Genomic DNA, 15,803 nt, shown 5'->3' on the forward strand with positions numbered 1-15,803 from the left:
AGGGGGACACCGTTTCGGTGTCCCCCTCCTGACCGCTACTCCTGGCGGGCCGCGGTGAGATGTTCGGCGTGTTCCTGGAGGGAACGCACGCCCACGTCTCCGCGGGACATGGCCTCGATGCCCTGTACGGCGGCGGCCAGCGCCTGGACCGTGGTCAGGCAGGGGACGCCGCGGGCGACGGCGGCGGTACGGATGTCGTAGCCGTCCAGCCGGCCGCCGGTGCCGTAGGGGGTGTTGACGATCAGGTCGACCTGGCCGTCGTGGATGAGCTGGACGATGGTCTTCTCGCCGTCCGGGCCCTCGCCCTCGGACTGCTTGCGCACCACGGTGGTGTTGATGCCGTTGCGGCGCAGCACCTCGGCGGTGCCGGAGGTGGCGAGCAGCTCGAAGCCGTGGGCGACCAGCTCACGGGCCGGGAAGATCATCGAGCGCTTGTCCCGGTTGGCGACCGAGACGAACGCGCGGCCCTTGGTGGGCAGCGCCCCGTAGGCGCCGGACTGGGACTTGGCGTACGCGGTGCCGAAGACCGAGTCGATGCCCATGACCTCGCCGGTGGAGCGCATCTCCGGGCCGAGGATGGTGTCCACCCCGCGGCCGTGGATGTCGCGGAACCGCGACCAGGGCATCACGGCTTCCTTGACCGAGATCGGCGCGTCCAGCGGCAGGGTGCCGCCGTCGCCCGTCTTGGGCAGCATGCCCTCGGCGCGCAGCTCGGCGACGGTGGCGCCCAGCGAGATCCGGGCGGCGGCCTTGGCGAGCGGTACGGCGGTGGCCTTCGAGGTGAAGGGCACCGTACGGGAGGCGCGGGGGTTGGCCTCCAGCACGTAGAGGATGTCGCCGGCCATCGCGAACTGGATGTTGATCAGTCCGCGGACGCCGACGCCCTTGGCGATGGCCTCCGTCGAGGCGCGCAGCCGCTTGATGTCGAAGCCGCCGAGGGTGATCGGGGGCAGCGCACAGGCGGAGTCGCCGGAGTGGATACCGGCTTCCTCGATGTGCTCCATGACGCCGCCGAGGTAGAGCTCGTGGCCGTCGTAGAGCGCGTCCACGTCGATCTCTATGGCGTCGTCCAGGAACCGGTCGATGAGGACCGGGTGCCGGTCGATCAGGCCGGCGTGCCGGGTGAGGTACTCCCGCAGCGAGGGCTCGTCGTAGACGATCTCCATACCGCGGCCGCCGAGCACGTAGGACGGGCGGACCATGACCGGGTAGCCGATCTCGGTGGCGATCTGCTGGGCCTCGGCGAAGGAGAACGCGGTGCCGTACTTGGGGGCCGGCAGTCCGGCCTCGGTCAGCACCCGGCCGAAGGCGCCGCGCTCCTCGGCGAGGTCGATCGCCTCGGGCGAGGTGCCGACGATCGGCACACCGTTGTCCTTGAGCGCCTGCGCCAGGCCCAGCGGGGTCTGGCCGCCGAGCTGGACGATGACACCGGCGACCGGACCGGCCTGGGTCTCGGCGTGCACGATCTCCAGCACGTCTTCGAGCGTCAGCGGCTCGAAGTACAGGCGGTCGGAGGTGTCGTAGTCCGTCGAGACGGTCTCCGGGTTGCAGTTGACCATCACGGTCTCGTAGCCGGCGTCGCTGAGCGCGAACGAGGCGTGGACGCAGGAGTAGTCGAACTCGATGCCCTGGCCGATGCGGTTGGGGCCGGAGCCGAGGATGATCACGGCCGGCTTCTCGCGCGGGGCGACCTCGGTCTCCTCGTCGTAGGAGGAGTAGAAGTACGGCGTCTTCGCGGCGAACTCGGCGGCGCAGGTGTCGACCGTCTTGTAGACCGGGCGGACCCCGAGGGAGTGCCGGACCTCACGGACGACGTCCTCGCGCAGCCCGCGGATCGCGGCGATCTGGACGTCGGAGAAGCCGTGGCGCTTTGCGTCCGCGAGGATCTCCGGGTCGAGCTTGTCGGCCGCGGCGATCTCGTCGGCGATCTCCTTGACGAGGAAGAGCTGGTCGACGAACCAGGGGTCGATCTTCGTGGCGTCGAAGACCTCCTGCGGGGTGGCACCGGCCCGGATCGCCGCCATGACCGTGTTGATCCGGCCGTCGGTCGGGACCTGGGACTTCTCCAGCAGCGCGGCCTTGTCGCCCGGCTCGGAGACGAAGTCGAACTGGCTGCCCTTCTTCTCCAGGGAGCGCAGGGCCTTGTTGAGCGCCTCGGGGAAGTTACGGCCGATGGCCATGGCCTCGCCGACCGACTTCATGGTGGTGGTCAGCGTGGCGTCGGCTGCCGGGAACTTCTCGAAGGCGAAGCGCGGCACCTTGACGACGACATAGTCGAGAGTCGGCTCGAAGGAGGCCGGCGTCTTCTCGGTGATGTCGTTGGGGATCTCGTCGAGGGTGTAGCCGACGGCGAGCCGGGCGGCGATCTTCGCGATCGGGAAGCCGGTGGCCTTGGAAGCCAGCGCCGAGGAGCGCGAGACACGGGGGTTCATCTCGATGACGATGACCCGGCCGTCCTCGGGGTTGACCGCGAACTGGATGTTGCAGCCGCCGGTGTCGACGCCGACCTCGCGGATCACCGCGATGCCGATGTCCCGCAGGATCTGGTACTCGCGGTCGGTGAGCGTCATGGCCGGCGCGACGGTGATCGAGTCACCGGTGTGCACGCCCATCGGGTCGAAGTTCTCGATGGAGCAGACGACCACGACGTTGTCGTTCTTGTCGCGCATCAGCTCCAGCTCGTACTCCTTCCAGCCGAGGATGGACTCCTCCAGGAGCACCTCGGTGGTGGGCGAGAGCGTCAGGCCCTGGCCGGCGATCCGGCGCAGCTCCTCCTCGTTGTGGGCGAAGCCGGAGCCGGCGCCGCCCATGGTGAAGGAGGGACGGACGACGACGGGGTAGCCGCCGAGCTCGTCGACGCCCTTCAGGACGTCGTCCATGGAGTGGCAGATGTACGAGCGGGCGGACTCGCCGTGGCCGATCTTGCGGTTGACGGCCTCGACGACGTCCTTGAAGAGGTCGCGGTCCTCGCCCTTGTTGATCGCCTCGACGTTGGCGCCGATCAGCTCGACGTTGTACTTGTCGAGGGTGCCGGACTCGTGCAGCGAGATCGCGGTGTTCAGCGCGGTCTGGCCGCCCAGGGTCGGCAGCAGCGCGTCGGGGCGCTCCTTGGCGATGATCTTCTCGACGAAGTCCGGGGTGATCGGCTCGACATAGGTCGCGTCGGCGATCTCCGGGTCGGTCATGATCGTCGCCGGGTTGGAGTTCACCAGGATGACGCGCAGGCCCTCGGCCTTGAGGACCCGGCAGGCCTGGGTGCCGGAGTAGTCGAACTCGGCGGCCTGGCCGATGACGATCGGGCCGGAGCCGATGACCAGGACGGACTGGATATCGGTGCGCTTAGGCACGCTGGCCCTCCATCAGGGATACGAAGCGGTCGAAGAGGTACGCGGCGTCGTGCGGACCCGCTGCTGCTTCGGGGTGGTACTGGACGCTGAAGGCCGGCTGGTCGAGGAGGTGCAGACCCTCCACCACGTTGTCATTGAGGCAGACGTGGGAGACCTCGGCGCGGCCGAAGGGGGTGTCGGAGACCTTGTCGAGCGGGGCGTCGACGGCGAACCCGTGGTTGTGCGCGGTGACCTCGACCTTGCCGGTCGTACGGTCCTGCACCGGCTGGTTGATACCGCGGTGGCCGTACTTGAGCTTGAAGGTGCCGAAGCCCAGGGCGCGGCCCAGGATCTGGTTGCCGAAGCAGATGCCGAACAGCGGCGTCTTGCGCTCCAGCACTCCGCGCATGACGGAGACCGGGTGGTCGGCGGTGGCCGGGTCACCGGGGCCGTTGGAGAAGAACACGCCGTCCGGGTTCACCGCGTAGACGTCCTCGACGGTGGCGGTGGCGGGCAGCACGTGCACCTCGATGCCGCGCTCGGCCATCCGGTGCGGGGTCATGCCCTTGATGCCCAGGTCGATCGCGGCGACGGTGAACTTCTTCGTACCGATCGCCGGGACGACGTAGGACTCCTTGGTGGCCACCTGCGTGGACAGGTCGGCGCCCTGCATCTCGGGGGCCTGGCGCACCTTGGCCAGCATCGTGCCCTCGTCGGGCAGCGCCTCGCCGGAGAAGATGCCGACCCGCATGGCACCGCGCTCGCGCAGGTGCCGGGTCAGCGCGCGGGTGTCGACGCCGCTGATGCCGACGACGCCCTGGGCGACCAGCTCGTCGTCCAGGGAGCGCACCGAGCGCCAGTTGGACGGGAGCCGGGCGGGGTCGCGGACGACGTAACCGGCGACCCAGATCCGCTGCGACTCGGGGTCCTCGTCGTTCACACCGGTGTTGCCGATGTGCGGGGCGGTCATGACGACGACCTGACGGTGGTACGAGGGGTCGGTCAGCGTCTCCTGGTAGCCGGTCATGCCGGTGGAGAACACCGCCTCGCCGAAGGTCTCCCCCACGGACCCGTAGGCGCGGCCGCGGAACGTGCGGCCGTCCTCCAGGACGAGTACGGCGGGGATCTTGGCGGTCCCCCTGGTGGAGGTCGTCATCGTGCGCCTTCCGTTTCGGTGTGCTCGGTGGTGCTGGTGTGGTGCTCGGTGATGCTGTGCTCGGTGGTGCTCAGCCGGTTGACGGCCTCGACCCAGGCCGGGTGCTCGGTCGCCCGGTCGGAGCGGAAGCCGGAGTCGATCTCCTTGTCCCCGTGCCGCCAGGTGACGATCAGCAGGCCGCCCTCGGGGAGGACCTTGCCGGCGATGCCCTTGTCGAGGCGGGCGCCGCACAGTGCGGCGGCCGGCACGAAGAAGTCCGCGGCGCCCGGCCGTACGACGTCCAGGCCCTGGTCGGTCAGGGTCAGCTCGACGCGGCTGCGGGTGCCCAGACCACGGGCCACGATCCGGTCGAGCCACTGCCCGGCGGTGGTGGAACCGTGGTAGCGGCCGCTGAGGGTCAGCTCGGGCTCGCCCAGGTCGTCCGGGGTGGCCGGCAGCTCGGGCAGATCGCCCTGGAGCGTGCCGCGCCACTTCCAGCCCTGGCGCATCAGCCAGTAGACGAAGGCGACGAAGACCAGCAGACCGACGACCCAGGAGATCCGGGCGGCCCAGTCGGTGACCGGCGCGGACTTCTGCGCTTCGGCCAGGTGGATCAGTGGAGGAGTCACGCCAGCTTCCCGTCGACGACCGTTGCCCGGCCCCGCAGGAAGGTGTGGGTGACGCGTCCCGGCAGCTCACGGCCCTCGTAGGGGGTGTTGCGGCTGCGGGAGGCGAAGCCCGCGGGGTCCACCTCTCCACGGTAAGCGGAATCGAGCAGCGTGAGGTTGGCGGGCTCACCAGCCGAGACGGGGCGGCCGTGGCCCTTGGCCTGCCCGATCCGCGCGGGCGCGTAGGACATCCGGTCCGCGACGGCCGCCCAGGTCAGCAGGCCGGTTTCGACCATCGTCTGCTGCACGACCGACAGCGCGGTCTCCAGGCCCACCATGCCCATGGCGGCCGCGGCCCACTCGCAGTCCTTGTCCTCGTGCGGGTGCGGGGCGTGGTCGGTGGCGACGATGTCGATCGTGCCGTCGGCGAGGGCCTCGCGCAGGGCCATCACGTCGCGCTCGGTGCGCAGCGGCGGGTTGACCTTGTAGACGGGGTTGTAGGTGCGCACCATCTCGTCGGTGAGGAGCAGGTGGTGCGGCGTGACCTCTGCGGTGACGTCGATGCCGCGGGACTTGGCCCAGCGGACGATCTCGACGGAGCCGGCGGTCGACAGGTGGCAGATGTGCACCCGCGAGCCCACGTGCTCCGCGAGCAGGACGTCCCGGGCGATGATCGATTCCTCGGCCACCGCCGGCCAGCCCCCGAGTCCCAGCTCCGAGGAGACGATGCCCTCGTTCATCTGGGCGCCCTCGGTGAGCCGCGGCTCCTGGGCGTGCTGCGCGACGACGCCGCCGAAGGCCTTCACGTACTCCAGGGCCCGGCGCATGATCACGGCGTCGTGCACGCACTTGCCGTCGTCGGAGAAGACGGTGACCCCGGCGGCGGACTCGTGCATGGCGCCCAGCTCGGCGAGCTTGCTGCCCTCCAGGCCGACGGTGACGGCACCGATGGGCTGCACATCGCAGTAGCCGTGCTCCTGGCCGAGGCGGTAGACCTGCTCGACGACGCCGGCGGTGTCGGCGACGGGGAAGGTGTTGGCCATGGCGAACACGGCGGTGTAGCCACCGGAGGCGGCCGCCCGGGTACCGGTCAGCACGGTCTCGGAGTCCTCGCGGCCCGGCTCGCGCAGGTGGGTGTGCAGGTCGACGAGGCCCGGCAGAAGGATCTTGCCCTCGGCCTCGATGACGTCGGCGCCCTCTGCGGACAGCCCGGCGCCGACCGCCTCGATGGTCTCGCCGTCGATCAGGACGTCCTGGACATCGCCGCCGAGCACCTTCGCACCGCGGATCAGGATCTTGCTCATGTACTTACTTCTCCTCGGTGCGGGTGTGGGTCACAGCAGGTTCGTTGCCGCCGAGCAGCAGGTACAGGACGGCCATGCGGACGGAGACGCCGTTGGCCACCTGCTCGACGACCGTGCAGCGGTCGGAGTCGGCGACCTCGGCGGTGATCTCCATGCCGCGGACCATCGGGCCGGGGTGCATCACCAGGGCGTGCTCGGGCATCCGCGCCATCCGCTCGCCGTCCAGGCCGTAGCGGCGCGAGTACTCCCGCTCGGTCGGGAAGAAGGCGGCGTTCATCCGCTCGCGCTGCACCCGCAGCATCATCACGGCGTCGGTTTTCGGCAGGACGCGGTCGAGGTCGTAGGACACCTCGCACGGCCAGGTCTCGACGCCGACCGGCACCAGGGTGGGCGGGGCGACGAGGGTGACCTCGGCGCCGAGGGTGTGCAGGAGGTCGACGTTCGAGCGCGCGACGCGGCTGTGGAGCACGTCACCGACGAGGGTGATGCGCCGGCCGCTCAGATCCTGGCCGAGCCCGGCGTCCGGGCCGATCAGCCGGCGCCGCATGGTGAAGGCGTCGAGCAGCGCCTGGGTGGGGTGCTGGTGGGTGCCGTCGCCGGCGTTGATGACCGGGGCGTCGATCCAGCCGGAGGTGGCGAGGCGGTAGGGCGCGCCGGAGGCGCCGTGCCGGATGACGACGGCGTCGACGCCCATCGCCTCCAGGGTCTGGGCGGTGTCCTTGAGCGACTCGCCCTTGGAGACGCTGGATCCCTTGGCGGCGAAGTTGATCACGTCGGCGGAGAGCCGCTTCTCGGCGGCCTCGAACGAGATCCGGGTCCGGGTCGAGTCCTCGAAGAAGAGGTTGCAGACCGTGCGTCCGCGCAGCGTGGGAAGTTTCTTGATCGGCCGGTCGGCGACCCGGGCCATCTCCTCGGCGGTGTCGAGGATCAGGACGGCGTCGTCGCGCGTGAGGTCGGCGGCCGAGATGAGGTGACGCTTCATCCGGTGTTCTCCGTGGGTGAAGGAGGTGTACGGGAATGTCCGTTGAGCGGGCATGCCTGCGGGCCCGGGGTCACCGGGTCCGTGCGCGGTGCGCTATCGCTCGCCGGCCGGGGCGGAGTGCTTCACGCCGAGCAGCACGGCGTCCCGGCCGTCCTCCTCGGTGAGCTGGACCTTGACCGTCTCCCGCAGCGACGTGGGGAGGTTCTTGCCCACGTAGTCGGCGCGGATCGGGAGTTCGCGGTGGCCCCGGTCGACGAGGACCGCGAGCTGCACGGCGCGCGGCCGGCCGATGTCGCCCAGCGCGTCCAGCGCGGCGCGGATCGTGCGCCCGGAGAAGAGGACGTCGTCGACGAGCAGGACGACCCGGCCCTCGATGCCGTCGGCGGGAATGTCCGTGCGGGCGAGCGTGCGGGCGGGGCCCAGGCGCAGGTCGTCGCGGTACATCGTGATGTCGAGCGAGCCGACCGGAACCGTACGGCCGGTGATCTCTTCGAGCTTCTCGGCCAGTCGCCGGGCGAGGAAGACGCCGCGGGTGGGAATCCCCAGGAGCACCACATCGTCCGCGCCCTTGGCGCGCTCGACGATCTCGTGGGCGATGCGGGTGAGCATGCGCGCGATGTCCGGGCCTTCGAGCACCGGCCGCGCGGGGAGCTGAACCCTCGTGTCGGAATTGCTTGCGTCCATACGAAACGGACCTCCTTCTCCGCCTCACGGGACGGACCTTAAAGGACGTCGGAATTACGCGCCCAAGGCTACCAGGGGGCCCGCCACGGCCCGTCGGCACCCCTGACGGGTGAGGGTCTACCCCGTTCCGCTTGACGAAGTCAGATTACGCTGCGTAACCTCACAGTGAGTTACCAGCCCGCGGCGGAGCCGCATGTCGATAGAGCCGTCTGGGGAGTTTTATGTCCAGCGAATACGCCAAACAGCTCGGGGCCAAGCTCCGCGCCATCCGCACCCAGCAGGGCCTTTCTCTCCATGGCGTCGAGGAGAAGTCCCAGGGCCGCTGGAAGGCCGTGGTGGTGGGTTCGTACGAGCGCGGCGACCGCGCCGTGACCGTACAGCGCCTTGCCGAGCTGGCGGACTTCTACGGCGTCCCGGTCCAGGAACTGCTTCCGGGCACGACACCGGGCGGAGCGGCCGAGCCGCCGCCGAAGCTGGTGCTCGACCTGGAGCGCCTCGCCCATGTCCCGCAGGAGAAGGCCGGCCCGCTGCAGCGCTACGCCGCCACCATCCAGAGCCAGCGCGGTGACTACAACGGCAAGGTGCTCTCGATCCGCCAGGACGATCTGCGCACCCTTGCGGTCATCTACGACCAGTCGCCCTCGGTGCTGACCGAGCAGCTGATCAGCTGGGGCGTGCTCGACGCCGACGCACGCCGTGCCGTGTCACACGAGGAGCTCTGACCCCTCGCACCGCAGAAACGTACCGCCGCCCCGGGCTTCCGGGGCGGCGGTTCTGCGTTCCGGGGCGCTCCGGTTCCCCGCTAGGCACCCCCACGAGGCCGCTGACGGCGTTCTGCGGGCATGCGAAGGGCCCGGAGCCTTGCCCTTGGCTCCGGGCCCGTTCACACGCTCTGCCGACCGCCTGCTACGCCTCGCGCCGCAGACTCGGCTTCAGCTCCTTGAGCCGGCCGAGGAGGCCGTTGACGAAGGCCGGGGAGTCGTCCGTGGAGAACTCCTTGGCGAGCTGCACGGCTTCGTCGATCGCCACCGCGTCCGGCGTGTCGTCCACCCAGAGCAGCTCGTAGGCACCGAGCCGCAGGATGCTGCGGTCGGCCGCCGGCATCCGGTCCAGGTCCCAGTCGACCGCGTAGGTGGAGATCAGCTCGTCGATGCGGGTGACATGGTCCGCGTATCCCTCGACCAGCTCCAGGGTGTATTCGTTCACCGGCGGCTGTCGCGGATCGGTCCGGGCGTGCCGCATCCAGTCCGCGAGCACGGACTGCACATCGGCACCGCGCTGGTCGGCCTCGAAGAGTATCTGGAAGGCGCGCTTACGGGCCTTGGTGCGGGCAGCCACGGTTAGCTGTTCACCCGGCCGAGGTAGTCGCCCGTGCGGGTGTCGACCTTGATCTTCTCACCGGTGGTGATGAAGAGCGGCACCTGGATGGAGTGGCCGGTCTCCAGCTCGGCGGGCTTGGAGCCACCCGTGGAGCGGTCGCCCTGCACACCGGGCTCGGTGTGGTTGATGGTCAGCTCGACCGCGGCGGGGAGCTCGACGTAGAGCACCTCGCCCTCGTGCTGCGCCACGACCGCCTCGAAGCCCTCGATGAGGTAGTTCGCGGCGTCGCCGACGGCCTTGCGGTCGACGTGCAGCTGGTCGTAGGTGTCCATGTCCATGAAGACGAAGTAGTCGCCGTCCATGTACGAGAACTGCATTCCGCGCTTGTCGACGGTGGCCGTCTCGACCTTCACGCCGGCGTTGAAGGTCTTGTCCACCACCTTGCCGGACAGCACGTTCTTGAGCTTCGTGCGGACAAAGGCGGGGCCCTTGCCGGGCTTGACGTGCTGGAACTCGACGACGGACCAGAGCTGGCCGCCTTCGAGCTTGAGCACCATGCCGTTCTTGAGGTCGTTCGTGGATGCCACGGTTGCGGAATCTCCTGGACTGCCGGTGGTGGGACCCCGGAGCGGCGCACGCCGAACCCCTACGGTTCAGAGTGCGAGCAGCTCCTTGGTCGTGATCGTGAGTAGCTCGGGCCCGCCGTCCGCCTCGGGGCGGACGACGAGTGTGTCGTCGATCCGGACACCCCCACGGCCCGGGATGTGAACCCCCGGCTCGACGGTGACCGGCACGCAAGCGTCCAGTTTACCCATGGCGGCAGGGGACAACTGAGGGTCCTCATCGATTTCGAGTCCCACACCGTGCCCGGTCCACGGTCCGAGCCGTTCCCCGTACCCCGCGGCGTCCAGGACATGGCGGGTCACCCGGTCCACCTCACGGCACTCCACACCCGGTGCGAGCGCCTCGCGTCCGGCGCGCTGGGCTGCGAAAACGAGATCGTACAGCTCGATCTGCCAGTCCGAGGGCGTGGTGCCGATGACGAAGGTCCGGCCGATCTCGCAGCGGTAGCCGCGGTAATTCGCGCCCAGGCCGACGCTGAGGAAGTCGCCCTCCTCGACCCGCCGGTCGGTGGGCAGATGCCCGGGGCGGCCGGCGTTCGGGCCGGTCGCGACGGAGGTGGGAAAGGCCGGGCCGTCCGCGCCGTGGTCGACCAGCCGGCGCTCCAGTTCCAGCGCGAGATGCCGTTCGGTACGGCCGACCAGGATCGATTCCAGGAGCTCCCCCAGGGCCTGGTCGGCGATCTCCGCGGCGATCCGCAGACAGGCGATCTCGTCGTCGTCCTTGACCAGCCGCTGCGCCTCGACCGCGCAGGCCAGATCCGTCAGCCGCAGCCGGGGCGCGACCTGGGAAAGGGCCCGGTGCCGGGTGACGGTGAGGTGGTGTTCCTCGACGGCCAGCAGCTCCGCGCCGGCCTTCTCGGCCAGGTCGGCGCCCGCCACGACCGGGTCGCCCCCACGGGTCGGCAGCACCTCGACCCGTACGTCCTCGGCCGGGCGGCCCTCGGAGGGATCACCGCTCAGCGGGCTGCCGCAGAGCAGCAGATCCTCGGCCGGTCCCAGCAGCAGCGCGGCGCCCGGCGGGGCACAACCGGTGAGGTAGCGGACGTTCGCGGGACGCGAGATCAGTGCGCCGGCACTTCCGGCCCCGGCTACGCGGTCGCGCAGCCGTGTGCGTCGGGCCGCGTACAACTCGGACATATCACGAGCGTACGGCGACTCCCCCGAGGCGGCCGGTCGAGCGGGGCCGCCCGGGGGACCGGTGCCGTCCTACCAGTTGGGCGGGCTGGCGATGCTGCGGGCGACGACGTCGTCCAGCACCCGGACCGTGGTGGCGACGTCGTGCTGGGAATTGTCGATGATCGGCAGGCCGGAGCCGTACCAGCCGGCCATCCGCCCGTGGATCCTGGCCACCTCTTCGTCGGAGAGCCGGCGGTTGCCGCTGCGCCGGGCGTTGCGCTCCAGCACGATCTCCAGGCCGGGCAGCAGCACGATCGGCAGCAGCCCGGGACCCACATGCCGCTTCCAGCCGCCGAGGCCGACGACCGGCCGGTCGGGGAAGACGGCGTCGTCGAGGATGCAGGAGATGCCGTTGGCGAGGAAGTTACGGGCCGCGAAGCCACAGGTGCGGCGGGCGAGGCGGTACTGCGCCTCGGAGTGGTCGTTCCAGCCGGCCTGCGGGTCGGCGAAGCCGGAGCGGACCCATTCGCGGACATCGTCGAGGCTGATGTGCGCGGTCGGCACCCGCCGGGTGTCGGCCCAGTGGCGCGCCACGCTGGTCTTGCCGGCCCCGGCCGGGCCGATGAGCAGCACCGCGACGGCCGTGTGCGCGGCGTCCGGTGCGGCATCGGTGGGCGGGCTGGGCAGCGGCACCGGGGCGCCCGGGGGCAGCGGCACATGGCCGGTGACGTCCATGCCGGGCTGGGTGGGCGGGGCCTGCTGGGGTGCGGGCCCGTGCCAGCCCTGGCCGGCGGGGGCGGGCTGCTGCGCGGGCGGCGGAGCGGCGGGGGCCTGCGGCGGGGGCGACGGGACCGGCGGCGAGGCGGGCGGATGGTGCCCTCCCGGTGTGTGCCCTCCCGGTGTGTGCCCTCCCGGGTGGGGCGTCCAGTGCATGGATGCCCCGGGTCCTGATGCCTGCCCGCGGGGCGGTGGCAGCGGAGCCCCCACTGCGTAGTGCATCCGGTGGCTCTCCGTCTCGTGCGGTCGACGTGGTGCGGTGCTCCCGGCTCACGCCGGGTGGCACCCGGGCACCGGGCTCGGCTGCCCGGCACCCCGTGCGGTAACCCACCGGCCCGGAGGGGCCGTTGTGCCCCACAGCCGTCGGCGTGGGTGGTGCTGCTGCGAACGGTACCCTCCCGGACCCGGCCGGTGGGTCTCCTGCCCCCGGCGCTCGCTGCGGGAACGTCCGGGGGCGCCGTATGTGCCGAGGGGCGTCAGTCGCCCAGTTCCTCGGCCAGCGCGCGGAGCGCGAGCCGGTAGGAGCCGATGCCGAAGCCGGCGACCGTACCGCTGGCGATGGCCGCGATGACCGAATTGTGGCGGAACTCCTCGCGGGCGTACGGGTTGGAGATGTGCACCTCGATCAGCGGGGCGGTGCGCTGGGCCGCCGCGTCCCGCATGCCGTACGAATAGTGCGTGAAGGCACCGGGGTTGATGATGACCGGAATCGATCCGTCGGCGGCCTCGTGCAGCCAGCGGATCATCTCGCCCTCGTCGTTGGTCTCCCGGACCTCGGCGTCGAACCCCAGCTCCTTGCCGAGCCTGGTGCACTCCTCGACCAGTCCGGTGTAGGAGGTGGCGCCGTAGACATCGGGCTCACGGGAGCCCAGCCGGCCGAGGTTGGGCCCGTTGAGGACGAGCACCCGGCGGGGCTTGCCGGTCATGCCGAAACCTCGCTTCGCTCGGCCCCGCATTCGCGTGGCGCGCACCTCCCGATGATTCGCTCGCTGCGCTCACTCATGCCGCGATCTCCGCGTGTGCGGCGAGCAGCATGGCCGGGTCCGGGCCCTCCAGGACGGTCGGCCTGGCGAGGCCGTCCAGGACGATGAAGCGCAGCCGGTCACCGCGGGACTTCTTGTCGACCTTCATGGTCTCCAGCAGCTTGGGCCACTGGTCGCCCCGGTAGGTCAGCGGCAGCCCGACGGACTCCAGGACGGAGCGGTGCCGGTCGGCGGTGGCGTCGTCCAGGCGGCCGGCGATCCGGCCGAGTTCGGCGGCGAAGACCATGCCGACGGAGACGGCCGCGCCGTGCCGCCAGTTGTAGCGCTCGTTCTTCTCGATGGCGTGCGCGAGGGTGTGGCCGTAGTTGAGGATCTCCCGCAGACCGGACTCCTTGAGGTCCGCGGAGACCACCTCGGCCTTGACCCGGATCGCCCGCTCGATCAGCTCGGCGGTGTGCGCACCGTCCGGGCGCTTGGCGGCCTCCGGGTCCGACTCGATCAGGTCGAGGATCGCCGGGTCGGCGATGAAGCCGGCCTTGATGACCTCGGCCAGGCCGGAGACGTAGTCGTTGACCGGCAGCGAGTCCAGCGCGGCCAGGTCGCAGAGCACCCCGGCCGGCGGGTGGAAGGCGCCGACGAGGTTCTTGCCCTCGGCGGTGTTGATGCCGGTCTTGCCGCCGACCGCCGCGTCCACCATGCCGAGCACGGTGGTCGGCACGGCGATCCAGCGCACCCCGCGCAGCCAGGTCGCGGCGACGAAGCCGGCCAGGTCGGTGGTGGCCCCGCCGCCGACGCCGACGATCACATCGCTGCGGGTGAAGCCGGACTGGCCGAGCGCCTTCCAGCAGTAGGCCGCGACCTCGGCGGTCTTGGACTCCTCGGCGTTCGGCAGCTGGATGGCGATCGCCTCGTAGCCCTGGGAGGCGAGGTCCTCGCGCAGCGCCTCGCCGGTGGCGGCCAGCGCCTCCGGGTGCAGCACCGCGACGCGCTTGACGCCCTCGCCGATCAGGCCGGGGAGTTCACCGAGCAGCTGCCGCCCGACGAGCACTTCGTACGGATCGGTGCCCGCCGTGCCGCCGACCTGGATACGGGTGGCCTGCTCCGTCATGCCTGTTCCTCCCTGTGGGCGGCCCGCGGGGCGTCTCCCGCGGCCGGCCGTAGCTCCAAAGCGTCCAGGATCGCCTCGGCGACCTGCTCGGGGGAGCGCTCCCCCGTGTCGATCACGGCGCGCGCGACCTCGGTGTACAGCGGGCGGCGCCGCTCCATCAGCTCGCGCCACTGCTTGCGCGGGTTGACGGCCAGCAGCGGGCGGGGCGCGTCCAGGCCCACCCGCTTGACGGCGTCCGCGAGTTGCACGTCCAGGAAGACCACCGGCAGTCCGGTCAGCAGCTTGCGGGTGCCCTCGTCGAGGATCGCGCCGCCGCCGAGCGAGAGCACGCCCGGGTGGCCGTCGAGCGCGTCACGCACCGCGGCCCGTTCCAGGTCGCGGAAGTGCGGCTCGCCCTGGTCGATGAAGATCTCGGCGATCGGCCGGCCGGCCGTGGCGACGATATCGGCGTCGGTGTCCCGGTAGCCGACGCCCAGCCGCTCGGCCAGCAGTGCGCCCACTGTCGACTTACCGGCCCCGGGCGGGCCGATCAGCACGACGACCGGGGACGTCACTTGATCGCCAGGTTGTCGAGGAAGTTCCGCACATTGCGGCGGGTCTCCGGCACGCTGTCGCCGCCGAACTTCTCCACCACGGCGTCCGCCAGCACCAGCGCCACCATGGCCTCGGCGACGATGCCGGCGGCCGGCACCGCGCAGACGTCCGAGCGCTGGTGGTGCGCCTTGGCCGCCTCGCCGGTGCTCACATCGATGGTCGCCAGCGCCCGCGGCACGGTCGCGATCGGCTTCATCGCGGCGCGCACCCGCAGCAGCTCGCCGGTGGTCAGCCCGCCCTCGGTGCCGCCGGAGCGGCCCGAGCTGCGCCTGATGCCGCCGTCGGTCGCGAGGATCTCGTCATGGGCCTTCGAGCCCGGCACCCGCGCCAGGTCGAAGCCGTCGCCGACCTCGACGCCCTTGATGGCCTGGATGCCCATGAGGGCGGCGGCCAGCCGGGCGTCCAGCCGCCGGTCCCAGTGCACATGCGAGCCGAGGCCCACCGGCACGCCGTAGGCCAGCACCTCGACGACTCCGCCGAGGGTGTCGCCGTCCTTGTGGGCCTGGTCGATCTCGGCGACCATCGCCTTGCTCGCGTCCGCGTCCAGGCAGCGCACCGGGTCGGCGTCCAGCTTCTCGACGTCGGAGGGCTTGGGGTACACGCCGTACGGGGCCTTGGCCGCGGCCAGCTCGACGACGTGCGAGACGATCTCGATGCCGGCCGTCTCCTTGAGGAAGGAACGGGCGACCGTGCCGAGGGCGACCCGGGCGGCGGTCTCGCGGGCGGAGGCGCGCTCCAGGATCGGGCGGGCCTCGTCGAAGCCGTACTTCTGCATACCGGCGAGGTCGGCGTGGCCGGGGCGGGGACGGGTCAGCGGCGCGTTACGGGCCAGCGCGGCCAGCTCCTCCGGGTCCACCGGGTCGGCCGCCATCACCTGCTCCCACTTGGGCCACTCGGTGTTGCCGACCATGATCGCCACCGGCGAGCCCATCGACAGACCGTGCCGCACCCCGCCCAGGAAGGTGACCTCGTCCTGCTCGAACTTCATCCGGGCACCGCGGCCATAGCCGAGCCGGCGCCGGGCCAGCGCGTCCGCCACCATCTCCGTGGTGATCGGCACGCCGGCCGGAAGGCCCTCCAGCGTCGCCACGAGTGCGGGGCCGTGCGACTCCCCCGCCGTCAGCCAGCGCAACCTGCTCAACGGTGCTCCTCATGTACTGCTCATCCGCGTACGGTCTCTCCCCGATCCTCCCACGTCGCGCGGGACGACCGGCGCCCAGTCCAGGGTGCGGACCGGGCGCGC

At 71.0% G+C, this 15,803-nt stretch carries 15 protein-coding genes; 1 reads left to right on the forward strand and 14 read right to left on the reverse strand.

What is annotated here, in order from left to right:
* Positions 1–35: 35 nt before the first annotated feature.
* The 6 genes from carB to pyrR form a co-directional block, all read right to left on the reverse strand.
* Positions 36–3,347, reverse strand: coding sequence for a carbamoyl-phosphate synthase large subunit (carB, locus tag CP981_RS07070; RefSeq protein ID WP_085924523.1), 3,312 nt, complete (start codon positions 3,345–3,347; stop codon positions 36–38).
* The gene (carA, locus tag CP981_RS07075) at positions 3,340–4,482 is read right to left on the reverse strand and encodes a glutamine-hydrolyzing carbamoyl-phosphate synthase small subunit (RefSeq protein WP_042156852.1); all 1,143 of its coding nucleotides are present in this window, start codon (positions 4,480–4,482) and stop codon (positions 3,340–3,342) included. The genes carB and carA overlap by 8 nt, the downstream gene beginning before the upstream one ends.
* A complete protein-coding gene (locus CP981_RS07080) occupies positions 4,479–5,090 on the reverse strand; it encodes a PH-like domain-containing protein (protein ID WP_085924524.1) in 612 nt (203 codons plus the stop codon). The genes carA and CP981_RS07080 overlap by 4 nt, the downstream gene beginning before the upstream one ends.
* Positions 5,087–6,373 (reverse strand): dihydroorotase, encoded by a 1,287-nt coding sequence (locus CP981_RS07085; RefSeq protein ID WP_085924525.1) that lies wholly within the window; start codon positions 6,371–6,373, stop codon positions 5,087–5,089. The genes CP981_RS07080 and CP981_RS07085 overlap by 4 nt, the downstream gene beginning before the upstream one ends.
* 4 nt (positions 6,374–6,377) lie before the next feature.
* Positions 6,378–7,355 carry an aspartate carbamoyltransferase catalytic subunit gene (locus CP981_RS07090; RefSeq protein WP_085924526.1) on the reverse strand — a complete coding sequence of 326 codons (978 nt, stop codon included), beginning with the start codon at positions 7,353–7,355 and terminating at the stop codon, positions 6,378–6,380.
* Between the two features lie 93 nt (positions 7,356–7,448).
* A complete protein-coding gene (pyrR, locus tag CP981_RS07095; protein ID WP_085924527.1) occupies positions 7,449–8,039 on the reverse strand; it encodes a bifunctional pyr operon transcriptional regulator/uracil phosphoribosyltransferase PyrR in 591 nt (196 codons plus the stop codon).
* 221 nt (positions 8,040–8,260) lie between these two features.
* On the opposite strand from pyrR, the gene bldD reads away from it, so the two are divergent.
* On the forward strand, positions 8,261–8,761 hold the full coding sequence (bldD, locus tag CP981_RS07100) for a transcriptional regulator BldD (protein ID WP_018087605.1): 501 nt from the start codon (positions 8,261–8,263) through the stop codon (positions 8,759–8,761).
* A 184-nt stretch (positions 8,762–8,945) separates the two neighbouring features.
* Here the strand turns inward: bldD and nusB are convergent, their stop codons facing one another.
* The 8 genes from nusB to aroC all read right to left on the reverse strand — a co-directional run bounded on the left by nusB (position 8,946) and on the right by aroC (position 15,701).
* Positions 8,946–9,377, reverse strand: coding sequence for a transcription antitermination factor NusB (gene nusB / locus CP981_RS07105; protein ID WP_042156860.1), 432 nt, complete (start codon positions 9,375–9,377; stop codon positions 8,946–8,948).
* A 2-nt stretch (positions 9,378–9,379) separates the two neighbouring features.
* On the reverse strand, positions 9,380–9,946 hold the full coding sequence (gene efp / locus CP981_RS07110; protein WP_085924528.1) for an elongation factor P: 567 nt from the start codon (positions 9,944–9,946) through the stop codon (positions 9,380–9,382).
* 66 nt (positions 9,947–10,012) lie between these two features.
* Positions 10,013–11,119: an aminopeptidase P family protein gene (locus CP981_RS07115; protein WP_085924529.1), complete on the reverse strand. Its 1,107-nt coding sequence runs from the start codon at positions 11,117–11,119 to the stop codon at positions 10,013–10,015.
* Between the two features lie 69 nt (positions 11,120–11,188).
* On the reverse strand, positions 11,189–12,097 hold the full coding sequence (locus tag CP981_RS07120; RefSeq protein ID WP_085924530.1) for a Pro-rich N-terminal domain-containing protein: 909 nt from the start codon (positions 12,095–12,097) through the stop codon (positions 11,189–11,191).
* Between the two features lie 254 nt (positions 12,098–12,351).
* A complete protein-coding gene (gene aroQ / locus CP981_RS07125) occupies positions 12,352–12,801 on the reverse strand; it encodes a type II 3-dehydroquinate dehydratase (RefSeq protein ID WP_085924531.1) in 450 nt (149 codons plus the stop codon).
* Positions 12,802–12,874: 73 nt separating this feature from the next.
* A complete protein-coding gene (gene aroB, locus CP981_RS07130) occupies positions 12,875–13,966 on the reverse strand; it encodes a 3-dehydroquinate synthase (protein WP_085924532.1) in 1,092 nt (363 codons plus the stop codon).
* On the reverse strand, positions 13,963–14,520 hold the full coding sequence (locus CP981_RS07135; protein ID WP_085924533.1) for a shikimate kinase: 558 nt from the start codon (positions 14,518–14,520) through the stop codon (positions 13,963–13,965). Before CP981_RS07135 ends, aroB begins: the two co-directional genes overlap by 4 nt.
* The gene (gene aroC / locus CP981_RS07140) at positions 14,517–15,701 is read right to left on the reverse strand and encodes a chorismate synthase (protein ID WP_085924534.1); all 1,185 of its coding nucleotides are present in this window, start codon (positions 15,699–15,701) and stop codon (positions 14,517–14,519) included. Before aroC ends, CP981_RS07135 begins: the two co-directional genes overlap by 4 nt.
* Between the last annotated feature and the right edge of the window lie 102 nt (positions 15,702–15,803).

The organism is Streptomyces platensis, from assembly GCF_008704855.1.
Taxonomy (GTDB): Bacteria; Actinomycetota; Actinomycetes; order Streptomycetales; family Streptomycetaceae; genus Streptomyces; species Streptomyces platensis.

Coding starts and splice junctions, on each gene's coding strand:
- aroB (WP_085924532.1), bottom strand. CDS start 13,966: ATGACGGAGCAGGCCACCCGTATCCAGGTCGGCGGCACGGCGGGCACC.
- CP981_RS07120 (WP_085924530.1), bottom strand. CDS start 12,097: ATGCACTACGCAGTGGGGGCTCCGCTGCCACCGCCCCGCGGGCAGGCA.
- pyrR (WP_085924527.1), bottom strand. CDS start 8,039: ATGGACGCAAGCAATTCCGACACGAGGGTTCAGCTCCCCGCGCGGCCG.
- CP981_RS07085 (WP_085924525.1), bottom strand. CDS start 6,373: ATGAGCAAGATCCTGATCCGCGGTGCGAAGGTGCTCGGCGGCGATGTC.
- carA (WP_042156852.1), bottom strand. CDS start 4,482: ATGACGACCTCCACCAGGGGGACCGCCAAGATCCCCGCCGTACTCGTC.
- aroQ (WP_085924531.1), bottom strand. CDS start 12,801: ATGACCGGCAAGCCCCGCCGGGTGCTCGTCCTCAACGGGCCCAACCTC.
- CP981_RS07090 (WP_085924526.1), bottom strand. CDS start 7,355: ATGAAGCGTCACCTCATCTCGGCCGCCGACCTCACGCGCGACGACGCC.
- CP981_RS07115 (WP_085924529.1), bottom strand. CDS start 11,119: ATGTCCGAGTTGTACGCGGCCCGACGCACACGGCTGCGCGACCGCGTA.
- bldD (WP_018087605.1), top strand. CDS start 8,261: ATGTCCAGCGAATACGCCAAACAGCTCGGGGCCAAGCTCCGCGCCATC.